General features: G+C 50.5%; 15 protein-coding genes, 1 tRNA gene and 1 pseudogene. 4 read left to right on the top strand and 13 right to left on the bottom strand.

What is annotated here, in order from left to right:
- Positions 1-75 precede the first annotated feature (75 nt).
- The 5 genes from PsWM33_RS18635 to PsWM33_RS18615 form a co-directional block, all read right to left on the bottom strand.
- Positions 76-152 (bottom strand) — tRNA-Pro (locus tag PsWM33_RS18635).
- A gap of 136 nt (positions 153-288) precedes the next feature.
- Complete coding sequence (locus PsWM33_RS18630; protein ID WP_208986796.1) at positions 289-1,557, bottom strand: O-antigen ligase family protein; 1,269 nt, start codon at positions 1,555-1,557, stop codon at positions 289-291.
- Positions 1,554-3,113: an undecaprenyl-phosphate glucose phosphotransferase gene (locus PsWM33_RS18625; protein ID WP_063301218.1), complete on the bottom strand. Its 1,560-nt coding sequence runs from the start codon at positions 3,111-3,113 to the stop codon at positions 1,554-1,556. The genes PsWM33_RS18630 and PsWM33_RS18625 overlap by 4 nt, the downstream gene beginning before the upstream one ends.
- A gap of 12 nt (positions 3,114-3,125) precedes the next feature.
- Positions 3,126-4,340: a glycosyltransferase family 4 protein gene (locus PsWM33_RS18620; protein WP_063301217.1), complete on the bottom strand. Its 1,215-nt coding sequence runs from the start codon at positions 4,338-4,340 to the stop codon at positions 3,126-3,128.
- Positions 4,341-4,522: 182 nt separating this feature from the next.
- A complete protein-coding gene (locus PsWM33_RS18615; RefSeq protein ID WP_063301216.1) occupies positions 4,523-5,080 on the bottom strand; it encodes a polysaccharide biosynthesis/export family protein in 558 nt (185 codons plus the stop codon).
- A gap of 220 nt (positions 5,081-5,300) precedes the next feature.
- On the opposite strand from PsWM33_RS18615, the gene PsWM33_RS18610 reads away from it, so the two are divergent.
- Positions 5,301-7,646: a GumC family protein gene (locus tag PsWM33_RS18610; protein ID WP_063301215.1), complete on the top strand. Its 2,346-nt coding sequence runs from the start codon at positions 5,301-5,303 to the stop codon at positions 7,644-7,646.
- A 35-nt stretch (positions 7,647-7,681) separates the two neighbouring features.
- Here PsWM33_RS18610 and PsWM33_RS18605 read toward each other — a convergent pair whose 3' ends face one another.
- A complete protein-coding gene (locus PsWM33_RS18605; RefSeq protein ID WP_063301214.1) occupies positions 7,682-8,899 on the bottom strand; it encodes a GNAT family N-acetyltransferase in 1,218 nt (405 codons plus the stop codon).
- A gap of 156 nt (positions 8,900-9,055) precedes the next feature.
- On the opposite strand from PsWM33_RS18605, the gene PsWM33_RS18600 reads away from it, so the two are divergent.
- Positions 9,056-10,135, top strand: a complete 1,080-nt coding sequence (locus tag PsWM33_RS18600; RefSeq protein ID WP_208994636.1) for a polysaccharide deacetylase family protein — start codon at positions 9,056-9,058, stop codon at positions 10,133-10,135.
- A 29-nt stretch (positions 10,136-10,164) separates the two neighbouring features.
- On the opposite strand, the gene PsWM33_RS18595 is transcribed toward PsWM33_RS18600, so the two are convergent.
- Entirely contained in the window at positions 10,165-10,368 is a 204-nt protein-coding gene (locus PsWM33_RS18595) for a DUF2842 domain-containing protein (protein WP_063301220.1), read from the bottom strand.
- Positions 10,369-10,658: 290 nt separating this feature from the next.
- Here PsWM33_RS18595 and PsWM33_RS18590 point away from each other — a divergent pair, with 290 nt between their 5' ends.
- Positions 10,659-11,744: a COX15/CtaA family protein gene (locus PsWM33_RS18590; protein ID WP_063301212.1), complete on the top strand. Its 1,086-nt coding sequence runs from the start codon at positions 10,659-10,661 to the stop codon at positions 11,742-11,744.
- Between the two features lie 103 nt (positions 11,745-11,847).
- Here PsWM33_RS18590 and PsWM33_RS18585 read toward each other — a convergent pair whose 3' ends face one another.
- From PsWM33_RS18585 to PsWM33_RS18570, 4 genes are all read right to left on the bottom strand, one after another.
- Positions 11,848-13,131, bottom strand: coding sequence for an O-acetylhomoserine aminocarboxypropyltransferase (locus PsWM33_RS18585; protein WP_063301211.1), 1,284 nt, complete (start codon positions 13,129-13,131; stop codon positions 11,848-11,850).
- A gap of 319 nt (positions 13,132-13,450) precedes the next feature.
- Positions 13,451-13,891 carry a CoA-binding protein gene (locus PsWM33_RS18580; protein WP_063301219.1) on the bottom strand — a complete coding sequence of 147 codons (441 nt, stop codon included), beginning with the start codon at positions 13,889-13,891 and terminating at the stop codon, positions 13,451-13,453.
- A 7-nt stretch (positions 13,892-13,898) separates the two neighbouring features.
- On the bottom strand, positions 13,899-14,354 hold the full coding sequence (locus PsWM33_RS18575; RefSeq protein WP_063301210.1) for a DUF3052 family protein: 456 nt from the start codon (positions 14,352-14,354) through the stop codon (positions 13,899-13,901).
- A gap of 21 nt (positions 14,355-14,375) precedes the next feature.
- A complete protein-coding gene (locus tag PsWM33_RS18570; protein WP_063301209.1) occupies positions 14,376-15,206 on the bottom strand; it encodes an enoyl-CoA hydratase in 831 nt (276 codons plus the stop codon).
- A gap of 187 nt (positions 15,207-15,393) precedes the next feature.
- On the opposite strand from PsWM33_RS18570, the gene PsWM33_RS18565 reads away from it, so the two are divergent.
- Entirely contained in the window at positions 15,394-15,852 is a 459-nt protein-coding gene (locus tag PsWM33_RS18565; protein WP_063301208.1) for a PaaI family thioesterase, read from the top strand.
- A gap of 345 nt (positions 15,853-16,197) precedes the next feature.
- On the opposite strand, the gene PsWM33_RS18555 is transcribed toward PsWM33_RS18565, so the two are convergent.
- Both PsWM33_RS18555 and PsWM33_RS27730 read right to left on the bottom strand, forming a co-directional pair.
- On the bottom strand, positions 16,198-17,073 hold the full coding sequence (locus PsWM33_RS18555) for a leucine-rich repeat domain-containing protein (protein WP_063301206.1): 876 nt from the start codon (positions 17,071-17,073) through the stop codon (positions 16,198-16,200).
- Positions 17,074-17,090: 17 nt separating this feature from the next.
- A pseudogene (locus PsWM33_RS27730) lies at positions 17,091-17,400 on the bottom strand (hypothetical protein); the annotation flags it as partial.

Here is a 17,400-nt window from a genome sequence, read left to right as displayed (position 1 = left end):
CAATTTTGCATGCCGATTCACAGTTAAAGAGGCAAGGCGCTACTTTACTTTTATATCGTAACCTATTGAAAAAAATGGTCGGGTAGGCCGGATTTGAACCGACGACCCCTTCACCCCCAGTGAAGTGCGCTACCAGGCTGCGCTACTACCCGAACCGTGTGGAACCTTGCGCCTGGGTGCGTTGCCGCATATGCAAGTATTCCTATTTGTGGAGCTGCCTTAACAGCTTACCACACAACTTTCCTACCTAATTCAGGTTGTCCGATCAAGGATCAAATGAAACTGAGCTTATTGTGCTGGTGGAAAACGCCTGTAGCGTGAGATGCCGGATTCCGCTGCGATGATGGCCCACAGAATGCCGAGTAGCAGAAAGTAATGGCGCCAATGATCTGTGTCGATAATGAAGCTAACACAAGCGTGTAGCAGGAATGCCACATAAGTGCAGATGATGTATTTCTGCCAAGGCCGGGGCTTGAAGACCAGCGGCAAAGCTTTGATCAATGTCCAGAAAACAAGCGTTATATAAGACAGACCACCAAGCCACCCGTAGGTTGTAAAGGCCTTTAGGTAGGCGTTGTGCTCATCCTCTGGGAAGATGGAGTTAAAGCCTCCGACACCAAGACCAAACGGGCGTTCTGTGACAAGTGTGAAGCCTTCCCCCCAGCGTCCAAAACGGCCTAAACGTGCGCCGTCATAATCCTGCACGAGCTTGGCGCGGAGCGTGAACATCTCCGAGATCGATTCAATTGAAAGAATTGCAAACAGCGCAATGATAAGACCGACACCTGCAAGACCAAGGATACCGAGCAGCTTTATGCGTGGGAGTGAGCGCCGCTCGTTGATGAAGACGAGGAGAAACACCATGAGTGCGCCACCCAGTGTCATGCCCCATGCTGCTCGGGAGAAGGAAAGAAATGCTCCCAGCAAGAGGATGAGCAGAGCGCCTGACTTTAAGATGTTCTCTTGCAAAGGTTTGGTTAGAATGTCGTAGGTTATTAGCAGCGTTGGCAAGAGCAGAAATGGGCCGTAGACGTTTGGATCCTTGAAGGTGCCTTTTGCGCGGCCATACAGGGTGAACTGGTCATAAGCGCCGGGGAAGGCGTTGAAGTAACCTGCAATGGCAAGCAGGGTGGCAAACAGAGCTGCCAGCAAATAGCCCTTCTCAAGAATGTCTATCCGTTCAATTTTTGCAGACAGGGTTGCTGCATACAAGAAGGATGAAAACGCCAGAAAGATCGTTACGGCGTAGAAGGTGACGGCTTCTTTGGTGTCTGCGGCTGCTGGTAAGGCAAGAATTCCGCCTGCAATGTAAAAGCACAGCAGGATCAGAAGTGGCAGGATGTCTTTGCGCAGTTCCAGACCGAAGAAGGACCAGCCTACCAATAGCAGGGCAATCAGCAGGTCATAGGGTGCTGGTTCTATGATGACGAGTGCGCTCACGGATGCGGTCAGAAACAACAGCGCTCTGGCTATTGTTTCTGTGCCGATTGTCAGAGGCACGTACCAGAAGGGGCGTGCATTTCTGATTGCATCGTGTGAGCGCGATAAGTCGGTCAATATGCGTTTTCCGTTTCCAGAAGACAGAACGGTGTTTTAATCAAGATATAGAGGTCAAAGAAAACGGACCAGTTTTCAATGTAGTAGATATCGCATTCGACACGCTTCTGGATCTTGTCCTCGGTATCCGTTTCACCGCGCCAACCTTTGATCTGCGCCCAACCAGTGACGCCTGGCTTGACCTTGTGGCGTGCGAAATAGCCATCCACCACATTCTCGTAGAGGCGATCTTCGGCTTTTGCGGAGAGAGCGTGCGGGCGAGGGCCGACGAGAGAGAGCTGTCCCATCAGTACGTTCATCAGCTGAGGCAACTCGTCAATGGAGGTCTTGCGGATGAAGCGGCCGATTTTGGTAACGCGTGGATCGCCTTTGGTCACCAGTTTTGAGGCGTTGGCGTCCGTCATGTTGTGGTACATGGAGCGGAACTTGAAGACGTCAATCAACTCGTTGTTAAAGCCGTAGCGCTTCTGTCGAAAGATGACCGGGCCGGGGCTGTCCAGTTTGATCAGCAATGCTGTGACCAGCATGACCGGAGAGAGAGCAATCAGCGAAATGCTTGCGAAGAAGATATCGAAGGCGCGCTTTGCGATTGTGTCCCAATCCGCGATCGGTTTTTCAAGAACATCGACAAACGGCACTGCGCCCACGAAAGACGAGGCCCTTTGGCGGAAGCGGAGTTTGTCTGCATGCGCTGAGAGGCGGATATCGACCGGGAGAACCCAGAGCTTTTCCAGCAACTGAATGATGCGCTTCTCGGCACGGATCGGGATTGTCACCAGCAGCATATCGATCTGTGCGATGCGGGCGAACTCTACCAGATCAGAAACGTTGCCAAGCTTTTGGTAGCCAGCGACGCTTGGTGGGGAACGATCATTTGAGCGGTCATCAAAAATCCCGCAAATCTCAATGTCATTGTTTGGTTGGCGTTCAAGTTCCGCAATGAGATCAGCAGCACTTTGCCCACCTCCGACGAGGACTGCTCTGCGGCTCAAGCGACCCATGCGAGTCCAGCGCACGATAAAGCCACGCATGACCATTCGGAAGATTGTGAGGACCATAGCTCCGCTCACAAACCACTTCAGCAGGAAGGCCTGCGGAATTTCCGTAGATGGCAGGATAAGCAGCAGTGACGTGATCAAAGCCGCGAATACCAATGCCCATGCTGTGATGAGACGCATGGCCTGAGCCACGACTTTTTGTAGGGCATTGGCTTGATACAGATCAGCCATTTGAAACAGCATGACGCCAATCAGGGATGCTTCGAACAGTGCAAAGATTTGCCAGAGAGGCGGGATATCAAGGGAAGCTCCGCTCAGATAAGCGATAATACCTGTCAGAACAATCAGAGCCGCATCCGAACAACGCATGAAACCATCGAAAACCGTTTTAGAGATGGTGTTGGTGCGCAGTGTAGCTGCCACCTCCAGAGCATCCTTGGAGAGGTTGCTTGTTGTGATGTCTTCATTTTGTGTCAAAGAATTCTGCTGACCGTTCGTCCCGGATTGGTCATCAGGTGACGGGCCACTCTCAATTACATTGAAGCGATGCTTGACCATTGTGCCGTGCGCCTAAGTGAGTTTGTTTTGTGAGTGCAGCGTGGACTGTTGAGACTGCCGTGAGGCGTCTGCCAGTTCATCTTTTGCACTTTGAACAGGGTGATAAAGTTGGGTGATGCTCTGCGCCATTTGCGGCAGAGTAAAATTCATTTTCAAATGGTTCTGAAGTTGCTGGCTCAGCTGGATTTGCTCATCAGAATGAGAGAGAGCCCAACTGACTGCTTTTGTCAGCGCTTGTTGATCATCGGGCTGAACAAGTGTCTTGTGATGCTCTGCATAAATCTCAGGTATGCCGCCAACGCGAGTTGTGATCAGCGGTTTTTGTGCAGCAAGGAGTTCCAACACGATATACGGCAGAGCTTCTGCTCGCGAGGGGATAACTGCTGTTTTGCCGAGTGGAAGAGCTTGGCTGAGTGGCAAGAACCCATGGAAGGTAACGTAGGCTTGCAGATTTTTATCTCGGACCATTTGCTCAAACAGAGCACGATCTGGACCATCTCCCACAATTGCAAGGGTTGGCTTGGTACTGGAGTTTTTGTGCAAGTCATCCAGAGCATTGATGAGCAGGTCGACGCCTTTCAAAAGACGAAGCTCTCCGACGAAGAGTAGGTCTGCTGCGTTCTCATGAGTTGTGCTGCGTTTGAACTCTGCTTGCTGCAAACCGTTATGTATGATTTTGTGGTGTGGAGGATTACCGCTCAAGCCGATCTTTTGTTGATAAGCTGCTTGCTCAAACGCACTGGTAAACACGAGTGCGTCGGTGAATGGTCTCAAGAGCTTTTCAAGCGTGATGTAGATTTTGCCTGAGGTGGTTGAAAAATCGTAGTGCAAGCTGCCGCCGTGAGGGCTGTAAACGCGTTGTGTATTGATTCCGCTCAGCCTCAGTGTAGACCCTATGGTGCGTGCCCAGACACCACCTTTCGCGCCATGACCGTGCAAGACATTCGGCTTTAAAGGGGTAAGGTGTTTTGTGAGTTTGTAGAAACTGAAAAGGTCTTTGGGAGCGAGCGAACGCGCCATGGGAACTGTGAGTAAGCCAAGGGAAAGACTAGGCTTTAAGGCTTCTAGTTGTGTTATTGATGAGAGAGGGATAGCGTTGGAGGCACAGACAATGCCAAGCTCATGGCCCATCTCGATCTGCTCTTCGACAAGATCCATAAGATGACGAAACGCACCGCCTAAAGGCGCACGTATGCAATGAACGATTTTCAGCTTGTCCGTAGACATCCGCAGCAAACTCCCCACCGCGCATGCATTGTCCGATGCTCCCCAGCACAGACCGCCGCGCAACTGAGTTTATTGCTAGCTTAAAATACTGTTTGACCTGTTAATCGACAGGGTTAATTAACTCTTAATCGTGAGTTTTAGCCTAATAAAACGCACAGGCATGTAGGGTGCATGCTCTTAATTTAAAAGAGCCTTTCATGCACATAGAGCGTGTCCCCAGGGCGCACAGGCGCTGTGATTGGTGCCGGTCCGCTGGCAATTTCGCCACCGATCTGACGCGTTAGATCAACATCCTGTTGGCGGGCTCTTGCAGTGAAGCCTCCAGCTGTGGCGACAGCGTTTTGCACGGTCATGCCTGGAAGGTAGGCGTACTGGCCTGCGTTTCTGACTTCACCCATGATGAAAATTGGTCTGTAGACGGCAACTTCAACAGAAACGTCGGGATCGCGGATGAAACCGTTTTTTAGACGGGCGCGGATCATGCTTGCGAGTTGTTTTGGAGTTTTGCCAGTTGCGTTGATCTGACCGATCAGTGGGAAGGCGAGGCTGCCTCCCTGATCAATCTTGTAAGTATTAGACAGATCAGCCTGTCCAAAAACAATAATACGAACTTCGTCACTTGCAGCAAGAGTGTATGGCTGGACCAGTTCCTCATGAAAAGCAGGCTCTGGCTTTTTATAGGATGAACAACTCGTTAACAGAGTTAAGCCAGCAATAACTGCTAGTAGGCGCGGGCGCATTACGAAATCCTTTAAATTCATTGGGAGTATATTTCGGCGCTCAAGGTTAACAGAGTATAAATATTGTAATTATCCTCTAGTTAATTTTGCAAGAATTGTTGGGCGCTTTGTCATTTCTTTCCAGCATTTGATTAAGGTGCTTAATAACTTGGTTACCCTGTCTATGCATTCTTGTGATTGAAAATTGTTTCGGGCTTTGTATTGAGTGGGGAAGTGGGCTGTGCCGCAAGAAGATGTCTTTCTTGATATGGGCGTGCTGTTCAAAAAAGTGTTTAAGGGGCTCCTTTGGGTGATCCCTTTTGCAGCGCTGATCGCCTTTGGCACTTTTTACCTGGCCAGCAAGCAAACTGCCAAATACACAAGCGAATCCAAAGTTCTCATTGATACAGCCAAAATTATCCTGCCAGGCCAAATCCGTAACAGCGAGCAGGAACGGTCTCTGCTGGATAAAGAAGGCATCGCCAGCCAAGTACAGTTGTTACAATCACGCGATTTGGCGCGCCATGTTGTGCAAACACTTGATCTTGCGAACAACAGTGTTTTTGCGGCCAAAAGTAAACCGGGCCTTGTCGATCAATTGATGACCCGTGTTGGGCTTGAGCCGACATCTGGTCAGATGAGTGAAGCAGAGCGGCTGCTGAACAAATTCACGAGCAATCTGGATGTGTATCAGGTCGACGGATCCCGCGTTATCGCAGTGCGTTTTACAAGCAAAGATCCTGAGCTTGCAGCGCGTGTTGCTAACACGGTGGTCAACGAGTATCGCATGCTGCAGGACAATGCGAAGCGCGCGGTGACCAATAACACGGCTGATGCACTTGCGCCTCAGGTTGCACGCCTTGAAAATGAAGTTGAGGCTGCGAAAAAGACCGTTGCTGAATTTCGTGCGGGTGCTGACCTGTTGCTTGGGTCCGAAAACAGGACGCTGAACCAACAGCAGCTGGCTGAACTCAACTCTCAGGTTTCTTCCGCCATAGTGGCTAAGTCGCAGGCTGAAGCTCAGGCGCGACAGATCCGATCCTTGCTGGAAGATGGTGGGTCTTTGGAAACTGCGACGCAGGTTCTGGCTTCGTCTCTAATCCAACGCTTGCGTGAGCGTCAGTTGGCGCTGGAAAATCGCATTGCGGAGCTTTCAACTACGCTCCTGCCAAATCACCCGCAGATCAAAGCACTGCGCTCCCAGCTGCGTGGGTACGATCGTCAGATCCGCGCTGAGGCGGAGAAAATTGTTATTGGCCTTGAGAATGATGCCAAGATTGCTCAGGACCGTTATGTCGCTCTCAATGAGCAGGTGAATGCACTGAAGGTAGAAGCTGCCCGTTCTGGCGCTGATCAGGTTCGTTTGCAGGAGTTGCAGCGCGAAGCACGCTCCAAAGAAGAGCAGTTGAACCAGTTGCTTGTGAGCCTGCGCGAAGCAGAAGTGCTACAGGGCGTTGGTGTGCTGAATGCTGACTCTCGTGTGATTTCACGTGCGTCTGTGCCAAGTGAGGCATCTGGCCGGAAGCCTTCTGCGCTTGCTGCGATTGCAGGTTTTGCCGCGCTCTTCCTCGGCTGCCTCTGGGTGATTGCACGTGCTTTGATTGCTGGTGAAGTTTTGCGCCGCGAAACATTTTCTACGCCAACAGCGCCTGCCGCCAATCCGAAAGAGGCGACGGGTACGGCAACCTCTAATGCGCTTGAAAGCGTGGTGGATGCAACGACCCGCAGCCATGCTGTTGCCGCTCCTCCTGTTGAGCTGAAGCCTTCCTTTGTTGAAGAGGAAGATAAGTCTGATGAGGAGCTGGACACCTCAGAGGTGGAAGAGCCTCAAGAAAAGATGACTGAACTGGCTGAGGATGAAGCCCGCGAAGAAGAAGAATTTGACGAGGAGTTTGAGGAAGAAGAAGCAAGTGCTGAGGTTTCGTCAATTACTCTAAAAGAAGTCAAGGCTGATAACGCCAATCAGCTTGCAAAGGTTGGTCGTGTGGTTGTGCTCAGCGTGGAGGATGAAAGCCTGTCTTCTCGCGTTGCGCTAAGCTGTACGCGCAAGATTGCCGAGCGCGGTATTATGCCTGTGGTCGTCGAGGTGCGGTCTGAAGGCGGTGAAGGGGCTCAGTCCATCCTCAAAGAAACACCGCTTGAAGAAGTTGGGGATGTGCCTCAAGCTGAAGAGGGTTCTGATGATCCGCTGAAGCCGGGTTTTGCAGAGTTGTTAGAAGGCGAGGCGGCCTTTACGAACGTGATCCATCGCGACCCTGTTTCCCGTGCGCATGTGATACAATCAGGTGTCATGCCTATTCGTGATGAAGTGGTTTATGGCGGGCGCTATAATCTCATCATGGAAGCCCTGGATCTGACATATGACGTAATCGTGGCTGATCTCGGTCTTATTGAGTCGAGTTTGATTTGCGCGCAAATGCTTTCTGAAGCAGATCGCGTAATTATTGCGACTGACGGGTCACCTGCAGGCCCCGAACTGGAAAAAGCCTTGACCATCCTTGAGAAGCACACCAAGGCACCCGTTGAGGTGGAACGAGTGGTTAGTAATGAAGCTGCGGCTTGGCTACAGGTTGATATGGCAGCATAAGAGCTGCCGCTTACTTTAAGATTTTCTGAGTAAGCTTAGTGCTGCATGCGAGCGAAAGTTCCACGAACACGCCTGTAAAGCTGCCAAAATCTCTCGTTGTTTCTGAGTTTGCGTTTAGAGCTGAGAATGACGTTTTCGAGAGCCGCGGCGAGCTTTCCTTTGAAAGTGAGTGGCTCGATCCAGTCCTTTAAGTGTTCTGGTTCAGCCCATGCCAGCTTGAAATGTTCTTCGCCCAATCCAAAGTCAAAGATCTCCATGCCTTTATTGCACATGTCCTCAATGACGTGCTGCATGAGCAACTCGCCGGGACTATGCCGCATCAGTTCGCCATTAATGATGGAGGTGCAGTAGCAATATACACGTTTTCCGGACTTAAGACTGAGGCATGTGCTGATGATCTCATCATCAAGCTTCAGGCTGTAAATCACCGGTTTTGACGGGCTGTCATCTCGCGAAAGGTTTGTGAAGGCCTCACGCACAAAACGCTGGTAGTTGGGAAGTGCGAAGGCGGTTGGAATGCCTGTCTCAGCCTGACGGAGCTCTCGTTGCCTTATCATGGCATCAACGGCAGTTGCTGCGCTTTCTTTTGTGGTTTCTACCGTGAAGCTGAGCGTTCCCAGAGACTGAAGTTTGTTAAGTTTACTACGATGCTTTTTGCGGGCACTTTTTGAGCGTTTTGTTTTGACAAATTCTTCCGCAGGGCTTGTAAGCTCAAACGGATAGATTGCATTCGTGCTTGTGGTGTCATCCGATCGTATCAACGGGTTGTCGTAGGCGCCCACACGACTTGCCATGTTGCCAAGGTGGATGAGGTCAACGTCCCATGTCTTGAGAGCTGCGACCAAGCGAGGGCGGAGAAAGTGTGCTTGCGGAGCTTGTAATAGTTCTTGAGACCAATAACCTGTGTTCTGGTTGAATATTTCCTCTCCGAGCCATCGTGCGGTTTTTGCAAGGCGGCACTGATGGAGGGCGAGAGGTAGCAGGACGTGGAGTTTTTTGTCGATGTATCCGGCAACAATCAGTGTGGTGGCTCTTTCTGAGTGGGCAACATGCTTTGCCCAGCTTTTACACCATTCATAGGCGTGATAGGCACTTCCATCGCCTGATGCTTCCAGAATGAGCCAATCATTCCGTAGTTTTGGCAAATCTGTATCTGAGATGATCTGAAAAGAAAGCTTATTCAAATCCAGCGTGTTATTACAATCAGCCCGGTTAGAGCGCTCGCTGTTTGACGTGGATTGTGGAAGTGCCATTGAAAAATGCCCTAAATAAAATACAAGGAATTATTAGTTCCAAGCTCTTAATGAATCTCAAACCTAACTAGGTAGAGCAACCCAAATTGAAATTAATCGTAAATAATTCCCAGTTACAATTTGATACATATTTCGGTTTGGAACTAGGGGGTCTCCGTGCGGAAGTCCTTCAAGCATTTATTTATTGATTACGCCAGCTACTTTTTAAGTAGCCGTGGGCCTGCAAGGTTCTTTCAGAACATGACCGCTGGTGATGGCCTTTTTTTCACGCTTCACCGTGTTTTGCCTGAAACAGAGCGTGCCTTTCAGCCGAATAAATTGCTTGAAGTTACACCTGAATTTCTACGTAAAACCGTTCTTCAGGTTCGAAAGGCGGGATACGAGTTCATTTCGCTGGATGATGCTTTGGAACGGCTTCAACGCAAAAGGCAATGCTCTCAGAAGTTTGCGGTTCTGACTTTTGATGATGGCTATAAAGATAACCGGGATGTGGCCTTTCCTGTGTTGAAGGAACTCAATGTTCCTTTTACCGTTTTTATCAGCAGCGAATACAGTAAGCATAACTCCGAGTTGTGGTGGATAATAATCGAGCAGCTTATTGCGGAAAATGACCATGTTTTCTTCCGATATGGAGATAAGCAGTTCGATTATGACTGCACCTCTTTGAAGCAGAAAGAGGACGCGTTTATATCAGCGCGCTGCATGTTGATCAGCGAAGTACCAGAAGCTGAGCAGCGGGCAGTCATCCGTGAGGCTGCAGAGCGCTATGGATTGGATTGGCGAGCGCTTTGCCGCGAGCTGATTCTGTCTTTTGAAGAGTTGCGAGCATTCTCTCAGGATCCACTGGTCAGCCTGGGCGCGCATACGGACACTCATCCGATGTTGGCACGGCTTTCTACCCGAGAGGACATCCGGCAGCATATTCAGGCAGGGCTGGAGGAGATGACTGCGCAGTTAGGCAAGACGCCGACGGTTTTGGCGTATCCTTATGGTTTTGCAGAAGCGGTTGATAAACGCTGTGAAAGTGTTGCTGAGGAACTGGGTTTTGCGGCGGCTGTGACGACGCAACCGGGAACCTTGACTACGGAAAATCTCAAGCGACGCTATCATTTACCACGTGTCTCATTGAATGGATTACATCAACACCAAAGAATGGTTGATGTGTATTTGACCGGAGCCGCGTTTGCGGCTTATTACACGGTGAAGCGCATCCGGTCTTTTTTGAGAAGAGCGTGAGCTCTGATCAGGACTTGAACCTTTAGGTCCTAGCGCTTTTTATAGGTCCAGCTGATAATCAATCCCGCCGGAACCACCCAGATCAAACCAGCAATTGCAAAAAAGATAAGCTTAACAGACCAATGCTTGCCCGCCATTGTTATATCGCCAATGACCATTGCCAGGAAGATATAGACAAGAACAAAAGTCACTAAAAATACCATGCCGATGAAACGGCGAAATGGCGAAACCATAGAGTTCTCCTTGAAAGCCTCTTTGCGTAGGGCCTTTCTTTTCCGCGCAAGCCATAGTTCAAAATGCATATATTTTTCAAGAGGATCTTGCTGATAATTTGCAATTTAGATTGTGCAGACCCGCTTTCGTGTTCTCTAAGTCTATGACACAGCAGTGCTATTGCATGACTGACTTTCACCTGAAAAATCTAGGTAATTTGTCTAGACTGCTGTGAGGATCTGCGTATTTTTCCTGATTTGGCTGCTGATCTGACATATATAGGGGCAAACAAGTTCTTCGAATAGGTGTCATGTCTACTCCGTTCTACAGTTCAGATCTTTCTGCTCAAGACCTTTCCAACCGCAGGCAAATTCGCGCGTGGTTGCTGTTTATCTGCTTCCTGATTTTAGCAATGGTTGTTGTTGGCGGGGCGACACGCCTGACCGAATCCGGCCTTTCCATTACTGAATGGAAGCCAATTCATGGCGCCATTCCGCCGCTGAATGCAGCTGAATGGGCGGAGGAGTTTGAGAAATACAAACAGATCCCGCAGTACAAGCTGCTCAATGAGGGTATGACGCTTGGCGAGTTTAAGTCCATCTTCTGGTGGGAGTGGGGACACCGCTTGCTGGGCCGGGTGATTGGGCTCTTCTTTTTCATCCCGCTTGTGTGGTTTTGGGCTCGTGGACAGGTGAGTTCATGGCTTAAGCCGCGGCTTGTAGTTGCGTTCTTGCTAGGTGGATTGCAAGGGGGCATTGGCTGGTGGATGGTTGCGTCTGGCCTTGTGAACCGCGTGGATGTGAGCCAGTACCGTCTTGCTGTGCACTTGAGTGTGGCCTGTATTCTGTTTGCTTACCTGTATTATTTAGCAGCTGTGTTAAAGCGCCGCCCAGAGCTTGAGCGTGAAGGCTGGAATGTGTTTGGTGATGGTTTGTTTGGTGCATATGCCATTGTTGGCTTGGTGCTCTTTCAGCTGTTCCTAGGGGCATTGGTTGCAGGCCTCAATGCAGGGCTGACCTTTAACACCTGGCCGCTGATGGATGGGCAGATTATTCCATCAGGTTTGTTTGTCATGTCTCCTTGGTGGATCAACTTTTTTGAGAATGTGATGATGGTGCAGTTCCAGCACCGCATGATCGCTTATGCGCTGGTGATTGCTGTGTTTGTGCAGGGTTTTTATCTGATGCGCGGCAACAGAGAGGGCGTGCTGAAAAGCAATGCCAGCTGGTTGATGGTGGCGATTGTTGTTCAGGTGTTCCTTGGTGTTGTGACGCTGCTTGGCATGGTGCCGATGGATCGCGCATTGGCGCATCAGGCGATGGCCCTTATTGTTCTGGCGCTCGCTGTCGAGCAGGTTTGTCTGCTTCGCCGCGAAAAAGAAGCTGCGTTGAGATGATGATTCAGTTTGTCTGACTAAGTGGTTGATGTGGAATCGAAAAAGGCGCCTTGTGGGCGCCTTTTCTTGTTTTCCAATCATACCGCATTGAAATGTAAACGTATTATGCCTTTTCGAGCGCTTGCTTCAGATCTGCGATGATATCAGCAACATCTTCAATGCCAATGGAAACACGAACAACATCCGGGCCTGCTCCAGCAGCAGTTTTTTGAGCGTCAGACAGCTGGCGGTGTGTGGTAGACGCTGGATGGATGACGAGCGAGCGGGTGTCACCAATGTTAGCAAGGTGAGAGAATAGCTCCAGACCTTTTACCAGTTCAACACCTGACTCATAGCCACCTTTCAGGCCGAAGGTAAAGACTGCGCCTGCGCCTTTCGGGCAGTACTTCTGATGCGCCTGATGGAATGGGTCATTGGCGAGGCCTGCATAAGAGACCCAGCTGACAGCTGAATGGCTTTGGAGGAACTCAGCGACCTTTAGGGCATTGTCAGAGTGCTTCTGCATGCGCAACGCAAGTGTCTCGATGCCTGTGATGAGCATGAAGGCATTTTGCGGTGAGATAGCTGGACCGAGATCACGCAGGCCGAGGACACGACAGCAGATCGCAAAGGCGATGTTGCCGAAGGTCTCAAACAAGCGCATGTCGTTGTATTCTGGACGAGGTTCGGTCAGCATTGGATATTTGCCGGATGCTGCCCAATCGAATGTGCCAGCGTCAACAATTGCGCCGCCCATGGAGTTGCCATGCCCGCCCATGAACTTGGTCAGGGAATGCAGCACGATGTCTGCGCCGTGTTTGATTGGCTGGCAGAGGTATGGGGTTGCCATCGTGTTGTCGACGATAAGAGGCACGCCAGCATCTTTGGCCACTGCTGAGATGCCCTCGATATCCATGATAACGCCACCTGGATTGGCGACACTTTCGATAAAGACAGCACGAGTGTTTTCGTCGATCTGGTCTGTGAAGCTTTGTGCGTCCAGACCTTCTGCCCATTTCACATCCCAGCCGAAGCTTTTGAAAGAATGGTTGAGCTGGTTGATGGTGCCGCCATACATGCGCTTGGAGGCGACGATGTTGCAGCCGGGTGTCATGAGGGCGTGGAAGGCCAGAAGCTGTGCGGCGTGGCCGGATGCCACGGCCAGAGCTGCAGTGCCGCCTTCCAATGTTGCCACGCGCTCTTCAAGAACAGCGGTGGTTGGGTTTGTGATGCGGGTATAGATGTTGCCAAATGCTTGCAGGCCGAACAGGGACGCTGCGTGGTCTACATCCTCAAACACGAAAGATGTGGTCTGGTAGATTGGTGTTGCGCGCGCGCCTGTGGTTGGGTCTGGTTTCGCGCCTGCGTGAATTGCAAGGGTATCAAAGCCTGGGGTGTGATCGCTCATGAGGCAGTCCTTTCAATGCGCTTGCAGGATGGAGCGGTGCTGCGCAAGGTGCATGCTTTGCAATTCCTTGGAACAGGCGCGTCATTCTCTGCTGAAATTTATATAATTTCCCGCTAGGAACTATGAGGGGGCAACCGGAGGTTGGCAAGCGCAGATGAAAAGATGAGCGTGCTTCACTCTTGCAGAAAGCTCAAGCAACTTGACGACTATTTGATGCTTGAAATTCTGTTCGCTTCTACTTGGTGAGATTGGAAAATCGTTCTAACTTATCGGATGCGCTCTCAATTTTCGCGGCATCGAGAGCGCCTTATAGGAGTGTTTAGCTGGCTGCAACTGATGCCAGACGTGGAATTTCGATCTTAGGGCAGCGATCCATTACCACTTTGATTCCCTTGTCTTCTGCTCGTGCTGCTGCGTCGTCGTTTCTCACACCCAGCTGAAGCCAGATTACTTTGGGATGGGTTGGCAGAGCGATTACCTCATCAATGACACCGCCAGCCGCTTCTGAATTGCGGAAGACATCTACCATGTCGACAGGTTCTGGAAGGTCAGTCAGGGAAGCATAGACTTTTGCGCCTGCGATCTCGGTTCCGGCCTGACCGGGATTGATCGGATAAACGGTATACCCTTCTTCCAGCAGGTAGTTCAAAACGCGGAAGCTGGCGCGTTCTGGCTTGTTGCTAGCTCCAACCAATGCGATTGTCTTGGTGCCTTCCAAAATGCCTTGGATGTAGCTGTTTGCATAATGATCGTGATTCATGTTCTTATCAACTTTCTGCAATTTCCTTGGCTGCCAACTGCATTCGTCTGTGCTCTGCACGCAGCTCCTTGCGAATAACAAGCTTGAGGCCGGACCAGACTGCGTCAATCGCACAAACCTTGATATCGACCAGCCCCATAGGCAAGCAAACTTCTCTCACCGTATCTTCTGTCACCTGTGAGGGGACTTTGGATGCCTTCTTGGGCCATGACACCCAGATCATACCGCCTGCATTCAGTTTCCTGCGCAGTTTATTCAGCAGATCTGCTAGCTCGCTTTGACCCGTTACAAAAATATGGGCAGTGTTTACGCCGTTTTCCAGAGTAGGCAGGAGGACTAGATCGTCAACTCCTGCTGCAATTTCATCGGAGACGGTTTGTGGCATGTTGTGCCACCAGCAGCTCATGCCGGGTTTCAGACCTAGCTTTTGAGCTAGTGATCTTTTTGAATGCCCGGCTGTCATGTGCGGCTCCCTACATCTTGATCAGCTGTCTTTCCAATCTGGTGTGCGTTTTTGAAGGAAGGCGTTGATGCCTTCTTCTGCGTCATTGGCCAACATGTTCTCTGCCATGACCTGAGAGGTGTAAGCATATGCTTCTGCCAATGGCATATCAGCCTGCTTGTAGAATGCTTCCTTACCGGTTTTGACTGTGAGGGCTGATTTAGACGCAATCACTTCAGCGTATTTCTGAACCACGACTTCCAGATAATCGGCTTGCACCACCCGGTTGATCAGCCCGTATTCCTTCGCGGTGGAGGCATCAATGCTTTCACCGGTCAATAGCATTTCCATGGCTTGTTTGCGGCCAATGTTGCGGGTGAGAGCTACCATTGGGGTGGAGCAGAAGAGGCCGATGTTAACGCCCGGGGTACAGAAGGTTGCTGTATCCAGTGCTAATGCCAGATCACAGGAGGCAACCAACTGGCAGCCTGCTGCTGTTGCAACGCCAGTTACAACGCCGATGACTGGCTTTGGAAGGTTCACGATCTTCTGCATGAGCTCAGCGCATTGATCGAATGTCTGCTGATAGAAGGCTTTGCCGTCATCTGCTTGTGCTCGTGCAGCTGTTAGCTCTTTCAGGTCGTGACCTGCGCAAAAGACTTTACCTTCAGCACCGAGCAACACAACGCGCACTTCCGGGTTTGCTGCCGCTTCATCCAGCGCGGTGCAGAGCTCTTTCATCATGGCCATGGACAGAGCATTCATGCGCTCCGGGCGCTGCATGACGATACGCTGAACACCATTGTGCAGCAGTTTGCCAAGCATTGGGCGTTCTGCTTCGCTTTGATCTTTAGTGGTGCCTGCGTCAGACATGGTGGTTCTCCATAGTACTGTAAATAGTCGTTGAGATGCCTTTAGCAGGCTATCGGGCCTTGATTAAGTGTTAAATCACAGAGTGAACAAAACTTGAGCCTAGCGCAACGGTTTAGAACTTTTGTTCATCTGGTAAATCATGGAGCCATATTTCAATATGTCGGCTTGCGTGAGGAGGAGGGACTTCATGACCAGTGAGGTAGCGGCGCCTGCTGTTAAGTTTAGTCCGGCAGAGCTGACGGAATTTCTGGACAAGGCATTTCCGCAGATGCACGCGTTAGGTCGTGCACATTTCATCGATGAAATTCTACCGGGAAAAGCAATTGTCAGGCTCAAGGCCGGGGACGCGCATTTGCGTCCTGGTGGTACTGTTTCTGGCCCTTCGTTAATGGCTCTGGTTGACTATGCGGCCTATGTGGTTCTGCTGGGCAATATGGGGCTTCATGCACTTGCTGTGACCACTAACATCAATATCAACTTCCTACGCAAAGCTGAAGCTGGTGAGATGATCGCCACGTGTCGCATCCTGAAGGGCGGCAAGCGTCTTGTCGTTATGGATTGTGAAATCACTCGCCAAGGCAGCGATGATCTGATTGCCCATGCCACAGCGACTTACTCCATCCCTCCGGCCTCGTTCAAGGGATAGGATGCGTGTTTTTTGTTGTCCAACTGAGTTGTTGGGCAACCATTTTGGATCTTTCGCCACATTGGATTGTTGAGTGCCATTTGGCATTGAGCCAGATAGGCAGTGCCATCTACATAGAGACAGGAAAAATCACCCAGTTCGATCCGAATGCCACGGTTGGTGCAATAGCAGTCTGGTTGCTTGAACAGACTACGAGGGCGTTTGCGGAACTTGCTTTCTTGCGCGTTAGCATTCCAAGCCCAAACCAGCAAAAATGATAGGGTGAGTAAGAGATAGCGATGCATTCCCCATGATAATATTTAGGACATACGTCGCTACCACTGTTTTTTAGGGGCACTTTAAAGGTCAGAGATAAATCAGAGTGCCTTGTGCGCGCAAGATTTCAAACCACTCCGGCTCCTTGGTCAGACGTGTCCAGCGTAGATCCAATTTGCGCAGGTTCTTAAGGTTGCTCATGCTGGAGGGTAGCTCCTCCAACGGATTTGCCCTTAGATCTAATTGGTAAAGGTTGGGAAGGTCTCCAATTCCTTCTGGGAGCTGAGAGACTTGATTGTTGCGGAGGTCCAACACTTCGAGCTGATGCAACTTGCCTACGTCCTCAGGAAGTTTTGTGAGAGCGTTGTTGCGCAAATAGGCCTCTCGCAAGGATGAGAGATCGGAAAAACTCAGGGGAAGTGCACACAAGCCATTGCCGTAGAGCCTCAGCTCTTTCAGACTTTGCAAATTCCCGATGCTCTCCGGCAGATGCGTGATGGTGTTGTCGGTGCAGCCGAGATATTCAAGAGCAGAAAGATCACCGATACTTTTCGGTAGCTGCGTCATGACTGTGTTGCTGGCATACAGCACACGCAGTTTCTTCAAAGCGCCTATCTTTGCAGGAAGATGTTCCAGTGCCTGGTGGCTGAGGTCCAAGATCTCCAGATTTGGCATGTCACATAGGCTATCGGGCAGTTGTGTCAGCTTGCATCCGTAGATGTAGAGTTCCTTCAAGGCCTGCAGATCAGAAAGTTTCTGCGGTAAATCGCTGATTGGATTTTGTCCCAGATAGAGGCTTCGCAAGGATCTATGATGCAATAACTCTGATGGGAAACGATCCAGCTTACACTTTGTCAGAGCGATATCCGTCAGTCTGCTGTCGGACTGAACGGCGCATGGAGTTCCATCTTGTCGATGCCTGATGCTCTTGAGACGTTGATACTGAGTTGAAGCCTGCGTGATCATGGGGACCTGAAATGTGCTTAGTGGAGGTACTGCTGTTGTAGCGTCGAAACGAGCTGCTCCGAAAGCGTAGTTTTCAGGAGATTGATTGTGCCCGACGACAATGTCGCATCATTAGATGCTGCAGACTTTATTTGAGGCAGAACCTCATCGAGTGATGTTCCTGCCTTCTGTAATTCCTGATCGACTGCCTGCCAGAATGCAGCGCCTTTCATATAGAAAAGAGGATAGTAGCTGGAGTTATTCTCCCGCGTTACATTGAGGTGGGCTTCATAAAGGCCTGTTGCCGCATTGAGCTTCCCCCTTTGAAGTGGTCCACGCCTATAGTTA

This window comes from Pseudovibrio sp. WM33, from assembly GCF_001623165.1.
Classification (GTDB): Bacteria; Pseudomonadota; Alphaproteobacteria; order Rhizobiales; family Stappiaceae; genus Pseudovibrio.
Note: the sequence above shows the minus strand (reverse complement) of the source record. Positions and strands in the feature narration are given on the sequence as shown.

Bases quoted from the DNA above. Each gene is read 5' to 3' on its own strand.
- PsWM33_RS18625 (WP_063301218.1), bottom strand. From the start codon at position 3,113: ATGGTCAAGCATCGCTTCAATGTAATTGAGAGTGGCCCGTCACCTGAT.
- PsWM33_RS18620 (WP_063301217.1), bottom strand. From the start codon at position 4,340: ATGTCTACGGACAAGCTGAAAATCGTTCATTGCATACGTGCGCCTTTA.
- PsWM33_RS18615 (WP_063301216.1), bottom strand. From the start codon at position 5,080: ATGCGCCCGCGCCTACTAGCAGTTATTGCTGGCTTAACTCTGTTAACG.
- PsWM33_RS18605 (WP_063301214.1), bottom strand. From the start codon at position 8,899: ATGGCACTTCCACAATCCACGTCAAACAGCGAGCGCTCTAACCGGGCT.
- PsWM33_RS18595 (WP_063301220.1), bottom strand. From the start codon at position 10,368: ATGGTTTCGCCATTTCGCCGTTTCATCGGCATGGTATTTTTAGTGACT.
- PsWM33_RS18590 (WP_063301212.1), top strand. From the start codon at position 10,659: ATGTCTACTCCGTTCTACAGTTCAGATCTTTCTGCTCAAGACCTTTCC.
- PsWM33_RS18585 (WP_063301211.1), bottom strand. From the start codon at position 13,131: ATGAGCGATCACACCCCAGGCTTTGATACCCTTGCAATTCACGCAGGC.
- PsWM33_RS18580 (WP_063301219.1), bottom strand. From the start codon at position 13,891: ATGAATCACGATCATTATGCAAACAGCTACATCCAAGGCATTTTGGAA.
- PsWM33_RS18575 (WP_063301210.1), bottom strand. From the start codon at position 14,354: ATGACAGCCGGGCATTCAAAAAGATCACTAGCTCAAAAGCTAGGTCTG.
- PsWM33_RS18570 (WP_063301209.1), bottom strand. From the start codon at position 15,206: ATGTCTGACGCAGGCACCACTAAAGATCAAAGCGAAGCAGAACGCCCA.
- PsWM33_RS18565 (WP_063301208.1), top strand. From the start codon at position 15,394: ATGACCAGTGAGGTAGCGGCGCCTGCTGTTAAGTTTAGTCCGGCAGAG.
- PsWM33_RS18555 (WP_063301206.1), bottom strand. From the start codon at position 17,073: ATGATCACGCAGGCTTCAACTCAGTATCAACGTCTCAAGAGCATCAGG.